Annotated in this window: 13 protein-coding genes; 5 read left to right on the forward strand and 8 right to left on the reverse strand. The window is 73.5% G+C overall.

Annotation, left to right across the window (positions count from 1 at the left end; all coding sequences use genetic code 11):
• The first annotated feature begins 155 nt into the window (after window positions 1-155).
• Window positions 156-629: a ribonuclease HI gene (rnhA, locus tag JM949_RS30620; protein WP_203151588.1), complete on the forward strand. Its 474-nt coding sequence runs from the start codon at window positions 156-158 to the stop codon at window positions 627-629.
• A 7-nt stretch (window positions 630-636) separates the two neighbouring features.
• Here rnhA and JM949_RS30625 read toward each other — a convergent pair whose 3' ends face one another.
• Both JM949_RS30625 and JM949_RS30630 read right to left on the reverse strand, forming a co-directional pair.
• Window positions 637-873: a preprotein translocase YidC gene (locus JM949_RS30625; RefSeq protein ID WP_203151589.1), complete on the reverse strand. Its 237-nt coding sequence runs from the start codon at window positions 871-873 to the stop codon at window positions 637-639.
• A 39-nt stretch (window positions 874-912) separates the two neighbouring features.
• Entirely contained in the window at window positions 913-2,112 is a 1,200-nt protein-coding gene (locus JM949_RS30630; protein ID WP_203151590.1) for an MFS transporter, read from the reverse strand.
• Between the two features lie 26 nt (window positions 2,113-2,138).
• On the opposite strand from JM949_RS30630, the gene JM949_RS30635 reads away from it, so the two are divergent.
• Window positions 2,139-2,726 carry a MarR family winged helix-turn-helix transcriptional regulator gene (locus JM949_RS30635; RefSeq protein WP_203151591.1) on the forward strand — a complete coding sequence of 196 codons (588 nt, stop codon included), beginning with the start codon at window positions 2,139-2,141 and terminating at the stop codon, window positions 2,724-2,726.
• Here the strand turns inward: JM949_RS30635 and JM949_RS30640 are convergent.
• Together JM949_RS30640 and JM949_RS30645 are read right to left on the reverse strand one after the other, a co-directional pair.
• On the reverse strand, window positions 2,683-3,552 hold the full coding sequence (locus tag JM949_RS30640; protein WP_309232401.1) for a pentapeptide repeat-containing protein: 870 nt from the start codon (window positions 3,550-3,552) through the stop codon (window positions 2,683-2,685). The two genes, JM949_RS30635 and JM949_RS30640, sit on opposite strands and share 44 nt — an antisense overlap.
• A gap of 73 nt (window positions 3,553-3,625) precedes the next feature.
• A complete protein-coding gene (locus JM949_RS30645; protein WP_203151593.1) occupies window positions 3,626-4,723 on the reverse strand; it encodes a DUF5919 domain-containing protein in 1,098 nt (365 codons plus the stop codon).
• 181 nt (window positions 4,724-4,904) lie between these two features.
• Between JM949_RS30645 and JM949_RS30650 the strand changes: the two genes are divergently transcribed.
• Window positions 4,905-5,513 carry a hypothetical protein gene (locus JM949_RS30650; RefSeq protein ID WP_203151594.1) on the forward strand — a complete coding sequence of 203 codons (609 nt, stop codon included), beginning with the start codon at window positions 4,905-4,907 and terminating at the stop codon, window positions 5,511-5,513.
• Window positions 5,514-5,531: 18 nt separating this feature from the next.
• On the opposite strand, the gene JM949_RS30655 is transcribed toward JM949_RS30650, so the two are convergent.
• Window positions 5,532-6,338: an SDR family oxidoreductase gene (locus JM949_RS30655; RefSeq protein ID WP_203151595.1), complete on the reverse strand. Its 807-nt coding sequence runs from the start codon at window positions 6,336-6,338 to the stop codon at window positions 5,532-5,534.
• Between the two features lie 79 nt (window positions 6,339-6,417).
• On the opposite strand from JM949_RS30655, the gene JM949_RS30660 reads away from it, so the two are divergent.
• Window positions 6,418-7,020 (forward strand): MBL fold metallo-hydrolase, encoded by a 603-nt coding sequence (locus JM949_RS30660; protein WP_203151596.1) that lies wholly within the window; start codon window positions 6,418-6,420, stop codon window positions 7,018-7,020.
• Here JM949_RS30660 and JM949_RS38050 read toward each other — a convergent pair.
• Genes JM949_RS38050 through JM949_RS30670 form a run of 3 tightly spaced genes read right to left on the reverse strand, consistent with a single transcriptional unit; the run spans window position 6,993 to window position 8,354 of the window.
• Complete coding sequence (locus tag JM949_RS38050; RefSeq protein WP_238434183.1) at window positions 6,993-7,190, reverse strand: hypothetical protein; 198 nt, start codon at window positions 7,188-7,190, stop codon at window positions 6,993-6,995. The two genes, JM949_RS30660 and JM949_RS38050, sit on opposite strands and share 28 nt — an antisense overlap.
• A complete protein-coding gene (locus JM949_RS39375; protein ID WP_309232402.1) occupies window positions 7,184-7,735 on the reverse strand; it encodes a B3/B4 domain-containing protein in 552 nt (183 codons plus the stop codon). Before JM949_RS39375 ends, JM949_RS38050 begins: the two co-directional genes overlap by 7 nt.
• Before the next feature lie 7 nt (window positions 7,736-7,742).
• The gene (locus tag JM949_RS30670) at window positions 7,743-8,354 is read right to left on the reverse strand and encodes a LysE family translocator (RefSeq protein WP_203151597.1); all 612 of its coding nucleotides are present in this window, start codon (window positions 8,352-8,354) and stop codon (window positions 7,743-7,745) included.
• A 62-nt stretch (window positions 8,355-8,416) separates the two neighbouring features.
• Here JM949_RS30670 and JM949_RS30675 point away from each other — a divergent pair.
• The coding region (locus tag JM949_RS30675; RefSeq protein WP_203151598.1) for a GntR family transcriptional regulator at window positions 8,417-8,737 on the forward strand (321 nt) is incomplete at its 3' end.

The raw sequence follows: 8,737 nt of genomic DNA on the forward strand, positions 1-8,737 counted from the left end.
CCGCCGGCGGTGGTGGGCCACGCCGGCGCTGGGGAGCCCGGCGGGTCACCCGGCGGCGGCTAGAGCGCGGCCGGGATCGCCGGTCCGGGTGTCGATGCGCCGGCTCCGGGCCCCGAGCGGCAGCCCTGGCGGCGTCGCCCGGTAGGTTGCCGGGCATGGTGGACGCGGTGGCCGGCAGGGGCGTGCAGATCTGGACCGACGGGGCGTGCAGTGGCAACCCCGGCCCAGGTGGTTGGGGTGCGCTGCTGCGTTACGGCGATCACGAGCGGGAGTTGTGCGGCGGTGAGGCGACGCCCACCACCAACAACCGGATGGAGCTGATGGCGGCCATCCAGGCGTTGGAGAGCCTGAACCGGCCGGTCACCGTGGAGCTGCACACCGACAGCACGTACGTGCGCAACGGCATCACCAGTTGGCTGGCGTCGTGGAAGCGCAATGGGTGGCGGACCGCCGCGAAGCAGCCGGTGAAGAACGCCGACCTGTGGCAGCGGCTGGAGGCGGCCTGCGAACGGCACCAGGTCACCTGGTTGTGGGTCAAGGGGCACAACGGGCATCCGGAGAACGAGCGGGCCGACGGGCTCGCCAACAAGGGCATGACCGAGGCCCGGGGCGCGCTGACCAGCCGCTGAGCCCGGGTCAGCGGGTCGCGTCGGGGTGCCCCGGCATGCTGGAACCCCCGCCGCTGCTGCCGGACGAACCACCGGCGACGCCCGAGTTGTCGGGCTCGGTCACGATGTCCGGCCGGACATCGGTGTCCGCCGGTGCGGGGACCTCGGTGTCCGCCTCGACCTGCACCAGTGGCGCCTGGCCGGCCTCGTCCTCGCTGTGCTGCGGGTCGCCCGGCTGCTTCCCTTGGCGATTTCGGTAGCCCACGCCGTGCCCCCCGTCGATGCCGGTCCGCGTCGGCGCTGGCTACCCGGCGTCGTCCCGGCCGAAACCTGACCCGCCGGCGGTGACAGCCGACCCGACCGTCTCGACCTGCGGCGCAGCGGACGGCAGCCGCAGCGTCCGGCGGCGGCTGAGCGCGACGATCAGCGCCAGCGCGAGCGCGCCGACGACCACCAGGAACGCCCAGGTGTTACCGAGGTGGTCGTTGACCACTCCACTGGTCGCGGAGCCGGCGGCGATGCCGAGTTGCCCGGCCGTCTGCAACCACCCGTACGTCTCGGGGAGCCGGACCGCCGGGGTGGACCGGGCGAGGATCTCGTCGGTGACGGCGAGGAACGGCGCCAGCGCGAGACCGAAGACCGCCAGCGCGACGGCCATCTGCGGCACGTTGCGCGGCAGCAGCAGCGCCACCGAGGTGGCGGCCAACGTGCCGAGCATCGTCAGGTACGCCGCCGCCGGGCTGCCGGGTCGCCCCCGGCTGGCCAGCAGCACGCCACCGGCCAGGCTGCCCACCGACCAGATGGTCACCAGCAGCCCGGCCTGCTCCGGGTGCCCGACCGTGGTGGCGAACGCGGGCACCAGCACCCACATCGCGCCGATGCCCGCCATGTATCCGATGTGGGTGCCGACGACGGTGCGGCGGGTGGCCCGGCCGGGCAGCGCGGATCCCTTCCCGCGAGGCTGCCGGTCGGCCTCGCGCGGCGGTAGCACCGCGACCATGCCGAGCAGCCCGGCGCTGCCGATTACGGCGAAGGCGAGCAGTGCGGCAGTGGGTCCACTGATCAGCAGGTTCAGTGTCACAGCGAGAGGGCCGCCCACGTAGAGCACCTCCTGCCCGACGGCGTTGACCGCGTACGCGCGGGCCAGCGCGGCAGGGGCGACGAGCCGGGCCAGTTGGGCGCGTCCGCTGCCGACCGCCGGTGGCGTGCTGAGCCCGGCCACGGTCGCCAGTGCCACGAACGCCGCCGGTTCGGTGGTGACGGCCAGGCCGAGCAGGGCGAGCAGGTGGGCGAGGCCGGTGGCGAGCAGCACCGGCCGGGCACCGAGCCGGCCCAGGAGTCGACCGACCAGCGGCGCGGTGACCGCCAGCCCGATCCCGCAGCCGGCGCTGGCCACTCCGGCGGTGGCGAAGCTGCCGGTGTTCTGGTGACCGAGCAGGACGACGAGCAGTTGCCGCAGTGCGACCGGTAGCTGCGCCACGGTCATCAACATGATGAGCAGCATCGCCCGGCGGGGTACATTCACAACTTATGAATCTACCCGAGGATGGCTCGCCCAACCTGCTCGGCGCACTCGCCCTGCTTGTCGGCTCGCGGATGCGGGCGTCGATCAGCGGGTCCGTCGGGGCCGGCGGCGCGCTGGCCGAGGCGCTCGTCGTCCTCAAGGACCAGCCAGGGGTGACCGCCGAGTGGTTGGGCCAGGTGCTGGGGCTGACCCAACCCGGCGTCGCGCACCTGGTCCGGCGGCTTCGGGAACAGGGCTGGGTGGAGAGGCGTCCCGGCGCCGACGCGCGCAGTCGTGCCCTGCACCTCACCGCCGAGGGCGCGGCGGTCGCCGCCCGCACCCTGCGCGCGCGGCAGGAGGTGTTGACCGCGCTGCTCGCCCCGCTGACCGTCGAGCAGCGCCGCCAGCTCGCCGACATCGCCCGGGCCCTGCTGCACGACGAGGTGGCGGACGCCGGCAGCCTGGCCCACCTCTGCCGGCTCTGCGACCGTGGCCGCTGCCCACAGTGCCCGGTCCATGCCGGCTTCCAGGAGTTGACCGGCGCGCACGGCGGATCGGATCGGGCCGTTCCTAGCGGCGGCGGCCCCGACGGGCCGGCTGACGGACCGGGGTGAGCGGCAGCGCCGTCCAGTGCGCCGGCCGGGTGAGCGTCTGCGGCAGCCCGGTCCGGGTGTCGCCCCGGGCGGCGTCCAGTTGGGTCTGGTGCAGGAAGAGGGTGCGCCGCAGGTCCGCGCCCCGCAGGTCGGCCCCGCGCAGGTCCGCGCCGGTGACGTCGGCCAGGGCGAGGTCCGCTCCGCGCAGATCGGCGCCGATGAGCAGCGCCCCGCGCAGGTTGGCCCGGCGAAGGTCGACATGGCGCAGGTCCACCCCGAGCAGGTGCGCGCCCCGCCGGTCGGCGCCGCCGGGGGCCCGGGCCGCGTCGCTGGCCCGGGACAGCAGCGGGTTGACCCGGTTCCGGTGGCCGGCGACGTCCACCGCGCGAAGGTGCGTCGGGTCACCCTCGGTGAGCGTCCGCGTCTCGGCGCGGGCACGTTCCAACTCGGCGCGCAGGGCGGCCGGCGGGTCCGACGCCACCGCCTCGGTGCAATACCAGAGCAGTTCGTGCAGCGGTCGCAGCACCGCGAACGCCTCCGCCATCGCCGGCAACGTCTCCGGCGCGTCCCGCCAGTCCCGCCCGCCGAAGGTCACCTGGGCGACCTGCTGCCCGGCACCGAAGCAGTCGAACACCGTGCAGCCGGGAAAACCGCGCTCCCGCAGCTCCGTGTGGATGCCGCAGCGGTGGTCGGGGCGCAGGTTCGGGCAGGGCGAGCCGGCCGGCTTGTCGATGGCGAAGTCCGTCGACGCGGCGAACGCCGGCACCACGCAGCACAGCCCGAAGCAGCGTCCGCAGTCGGCGCGCAGCTGCGCCGCCCCGGACGGCGGTGCGGTGCGGTGTGACACGCCGACGGTCCTCCTTGCGATCAGGGTTGGACCACCATTGTTTCCCGGGCCGAGCCGACGGTCCGTTCGGGGGTCACCGTGCGTGCGTGTCACCGGCCGTCGCGGGCCGGGGCGCCGGGGTACGGGCATCGCCCGGCGGCGGCACCAGTCGGCGGATGTCCCGCTCGCCGTCGCCGTGCCCGTACTTCTGGTCGAAGTGCCGTTTCACCACGGCGGCCGGGGTGCGGTCCCCGTCGGCGGACTCGGCCAGCGCGAACACCGCGGGGGCCGCCCCGGGCGCGCGGGGCGGCAGCACCGCTCGCACGGTCAGCGGCCCGGTGACCCGGAACCCCCGACAGTCGACGTAGTGCTGCCCGTCCGCCGTCACGTACGGCACGCGTACCTCGACCACGTCCGACTCGTCGTGGCGCAGTGTGACCATGACCGACCAGTACCGCTCCAGGTCGAGGGTGGCCTGCTCGTGCTCCCACAGCTCCTCGAACCGGGCGTGCACGAACCCGCCCCACGGGCTGTCCATGTCCACCTCGAGCTGCGGCACGTTGAACGACAACTTCCCGATCGGGAAGAACGAGATCAGCGCCCGCCCGTCCCACTGGTAGAGCTGGATCGACGGGGACGCGTCGTAGAGCCGGACCTGGAGGCGGTGCCGCAGCCGCGCGTCGAGCGCGTCGGCGAACGCGGCCAGGTGGCGCAGGTTGGTGCGGATCTGCCGGGGCACGTCCACCCGTTGCCGTTCCAGCTCCTCGGAGCGTTGCTGGGCGGCGGTGCAATCGGGATCGAGCAGCAGCAACTGCACCTGGGCGCCGTTGGCGAGCGCCGCTCGCACCGCGCCCAGGGTCTCCTCGCGGTGCCGTTGCTCCAGCAGGATCGTCCAGGTGTCGAGAATGCGCACCCGGCGACCGGAGCGGTACAGCCGCGTCACGAACGCCTGCTGGTCGAAGCTGAGGTGCTCCTGCACCCGCGCCTTGCGGGCCTCCTCGAACAGCGGGTCGAAGATGACGTACGAGATGGCGGCGAGGACCACGCTGGCCCCGAGGTTGAGCAACAGGTCGCTGAGGAAGCCGGTGCTGCGCCAGGCGGCCAGCAGCATGACGACGGCGATCGCGAACAGTGCCCCACCGACGACGAAGGCGCGTCGTTGCCGCCCGCCCCGACCAGCCCACCCGGGCATCCGGTCCCCTTCCGCCGTCGGTCGGCCCCACCGCCGCTTGCTGATCACCGGAATTCGGAGGATACGTGCCCGCTTTGCTGCGCGCTGTCCCGTTCTCCGAGCGGTCGGTTCGCCATTCCGACCCGGCCCGCCGCTCATAGGGTGACGGTAACGGAGTCATGCGACCACGGAGGGTGGCTGGGTGGACGAGGGCGAACGCGAGCAGGCGCTTCTCACCGTCCTGACCACCGAGCACTACGCGTTGCAGACGTCCCGTGCCGGCACCATCGCCGAGGCCACCGGCCGCGCCACCATCTTCCTGTCCGTCCTGTCGGCGGCGCTGATCGGCCTGGGCTTCGTCGCCAGCAACGACAAGCTGGTCCGGCCGTACCTGGCCGCGGTGCTGCCGACCCTGGTCATCATCGGGGTGTTGACATTCCTGCGGCTGGTGGAGACCACAGTCGAGAACTCGTTGGACCTGCTGCGGATCCAACGCATCCGGGCCTACTACCACCATCAGTTCGCCGGCGAGCACGACTTCTTCGCCGACGCGGTGGTGGCCGACGACGCCATGAGCACGGCCTGGAACCTGGTCGGCACGCGACCGGGGCGGTGGGAGTTCCTGCTGACCACCGCCGCACTCGTGGGCGCAGTCAACGCCGTGCTGGGCGGGCTCGGCATCGCCCTGGTGACGACGATCGTCGGGGCCGGGGGCGAGGTGGCGGTCCCGGTCGGGGTGCTGGTCGCGGTGGTGGCGTTCGGTGTGCAGTTCGCGTACATCGTCCGGGCGTCGGCCGCGCGGATGCGCTGACGACGCGCGCGGTGGTGGTCAGACCGATCGCCAGTCGTCGTTCGGCAACGCCGACGCCTGCGGGCCCATCAACAACATGCCCCCGTCGACCGGCCAGGACGCGCCGGTGACGTAGCTGGCGGCGGGGGAGGCGAGCAACGCGACCACGGCGGCCACCTCCCGGGCGTCGCCGGGCCGCCCCAGCGGCACGCCGGGCCGTTCCTGGGTGAACGGGTCGACATCCTCCTGACCGGTCATCGGCGTGGCGATCTCGCCCGGTGCGACGGCGTTGACGGTGATCCCGTCGGCGGCCAACTCCTGGGCCATCACCCGGGTCAACAGCCCGAGCCCGCCCTTCGCGGCGCAGTACGCGGCCGAGCCCACCCGGGGCGCGTGCTCGTGCACGCTGGTGATGTTGATGATCCGCCCGCCGGCGCCGGTGGCCCGCATCCGTCGCGCGGCCCGCTGGGCACACAGGAAGGGCGCGTCCAGGTCGACGGCGAGCACCTCGCGCCACTGCTCCCACCCGGTGTCGACGAAAGGCGTCGAGCCCCCGATGCCGGCGTTGTTGACCAGCACCCCGATGCCACCCAGCCGGTCGGCCAACTCGTCCACCACCGCCGCCGCGTCCGGCAGTCGGGTCAGGTCCACCTCGGCGACCTCGCAGCGCCGCCCCGTCGCGCGGACCTCGCTGGCCGTCCGCTCCGCGCCGTCGGGATCGCCGTACCAGGTGATGCCGATCTCGAAGCCGGCCTTGGCCAGCGCCACCGCGCAGGCCTTGCCGATGCCGGAGTCCGCGCCGGTGACGACGGCGATCCTCGGGTAGTTCTCGTATCGCTGCGGCATGCTGCCGCACTACCCCGGCAGGGCCGGCCCAACCGCCACGGGGACCACGACCTGTCTGCCGGCGGCGTACCGTCGCCTGGTGCGGATCACCCGGTTCACCCACTCGTGCGTGCGTGTGGAACACGACGGCGGGGTGCTGGTCGTCGACCCGGGGACGTGGAGCGAGCCGCAGGCCCTGGTCGGCGCGGACGCCGTCCTTGTCACCCACGAGCACACCGACCACGTGGACGTGTTGCGGCTCGCCGGTCTCGGTGTCCCCGTGTACGCCCCGGAAGGCGCCCGACTGCCGGATCTCGTTCCGCTGCCGGTGACCCGGGTCCGCGCGGGGCAACGCTTCACGGCGGCCGGCATCCCGGTCAGCGCGCACGGCGGTCGGCACGCCGCGATCCACGAGGGACAGCCCGACTGCCCGAACCTCGGCTACCTGATCGGCGGCGAGCTCTACCACCCGGGCGACGCGCTGCACGTGCCGGACGAGCCGGTGCGCAACCTGCTCGTCCCGGCCCAGGGGTCCTGGTTGCGCCTCGACGAGGCGATCCGGTTCGCCGGCGCCGTGGGCGCGGCGGCGGCGTACCCGATCCACGACGCGCAGCTCAACGAACGCGGCCTGGCCAGTGTCGCCGGCTGGTTCGCCGAGACGATCCCCGGCTACCGTCACCTGGTGCCCGGCGACACCGCCTGACCCCGGTCGTCATCCGCCGTAGGGGTGCGGAAACGGGGTGCGGCGGCGGTGAGCACCGCGGCGGCCGTCGGGGCGGACCACCCGTCGGTCAGCTCCGTCACGAGGGCGGCGACCAGCCGGGTCATGGCCGGCTCGCCGCCCGGGTGCAGCGCCTCGGCGACGATCAGCACCGACGAGGTGCCCGCCCGCACTGCCGACCAGCCGCTCTGCCGGTTCGTCCACCGCCGGCGTGCGCCCGCCCGGCGGAGTCGACGAAGGTCACCTCGCCCGGCTCGGGATGCTCGGTGTCGCCCGCGAAACTCAGGTATTCCTCGTCGCCGTGCGCCGGCTGGACCGTCAGGTCGCCGTCGACCCGGTCCAGGTCGAGCACCGCGACCGGGATGGCGTACGCGGCCGAGATGGCGTTGCAGAGGTCGACGAGCGGGTGCACCCGGGGCAGTTCGCCGTCCAGGCGCAGCCGGCGCAGCAGCGCCTCGGCCGCGCACCGGTACCTGGTGGGCCGCAGCCCCATCGCCGCGTACGCCCGCCGCCACGCCTGGATCTCCGGGAACCCGCTCTCGGCCCCGCCGGCGGTCAACCGTCGGCGGGCCTCGGTGAGATAGCCGGCCGTGCGTCCCGCAACGTCGGTGGTGGCGGTGATCCCGTCGACGAGCACCACACCCGCGACCAGGTCGGGGTACGCGTCGCGAAGCTGTGACGAATGGTGAAACTGCACGGTGGTCCTATCGTTCGGTGAGGGCGAGCGTCACGCCGAGGGCCACGAACGTGCCGGCGGCGGACCGACGCAGCCAGTCGGTGACCCGCGGTCGGGTCAGCACCCGGTCGCGTACCCGGGCCGCGAAGATGCCGTAGCCGCTGAACACCACGAAGGTGAGCAGCATGAACACCGCGCCGCAGCCGAGCATCGCCCGGGTCGAGCCCGGCGCGGTGGTGTCCACGAACTGTGGCAGGAACGCGACGAAGAACAGCATCGGCTTCGGGTTGAGCAGGTTGACCAGGATCCCGGAGACGATCACCCGGATCGCCGAGCGGGGTGGGGCATCGGTCGTCACCGCGAACGCGTCGCGGTCGCGTGCGATGGACCAGGCCAGGTACAACAGGTAGCCGACACCGAGGTAGCGGATGGTCTCGAACGCCGCCGCGCTCGCCTGTAACAGCGCGGCCAGCCCGGTCATCGCCGCTAGCAGGTGCGGCAGCGTGCCCAGCGTGCAGGCGAACGCGGCCAACACCCCGGCTCGGGCGCCCCGGGACAGGCCGGCGGAGAGCGTGAAGAGCACCCCGGTGCCGGGGGTGACCACCACGATCAGGGTGGTGATCAGGAACGGGATGGTCACGATCGTCCTCCGGAAGTATCGGCAGCTCTGGCTCCTGCTCACTCTGCGGCGAGAATGGACCTGTGGGCAGAGCCAAACCGACGGCGTCCGACAGGTCCATAACGGCCGGGTCCGACTTCCTGCACCTGAGCGTCACCGACGCGCCCCCGGGCGGGCGCGCCGACTGGCTGACCGACCGGCTGCGGCAGGCCATCGCCGAGGGGCGGGTGCCCGTCGGCGACCGGCTTCCCCCGACCCGGGTGCTCGCCGCCGACCTCGGCGTCTCCCGAGGGGTGGTCACCGAGGCGTACCAGCGCCTGACCGAGGAGGGGCACGTCACCGGTCGCGGTCGGGCCGGCACTGTGGTCGTCGCCGCGCCGGCCGCGCCCGCCCGCGCCCCGGCT

The sequence above is a fragment of the Micromonospora tarensis genome, from assembly GCF_016803395.1.
GTDB lineage: Bacteria > Actinomycetota > Actinomycetes > Mycobacteriales > Micromonosporaceae > Micromonospora > Micromonospora tarensis.

Excerpts from the sequence above, each read along its gene's own strand:
- rnhA (WP_203151588.1), top strand. The coding sequence starts at position 156 with ATGGTGGACGCGGTGGCCGGCAGGGGCGTGCAGATCTGGACCGACGGG.
- JM949_RS30635 (WP_203151591.1), top strand. The coding sequence starts at position 2,139 with ATGAATCTACCCGAGGATGGCTCGCCCAACCTGCTCGGCGCACTCGCC.
- JM949_RS30630 (WP_203151590.1), bottom strand. The coding sequence starts at position 2,112 with ATGCTGCTCATCATGTTGATGACCGTGGCGCAGCTACCGGTCGCACTG.
- JM949_RS30655 (WP_203151595.1), bottom strand. The coding sequence starts at position 6,338 with ATGCCGCAGCGATACGAGAACTACCCGAGGATCGCCGTCGTCACCGGC.
- JM949_RS30645 (WP_203151593.1), bottom strand. The coding sequence starts at position 4,723 with ATGCCCGGGTGGGCTGGTCGGGGCGGGCGGCAACGACGCGCCTTCGTC.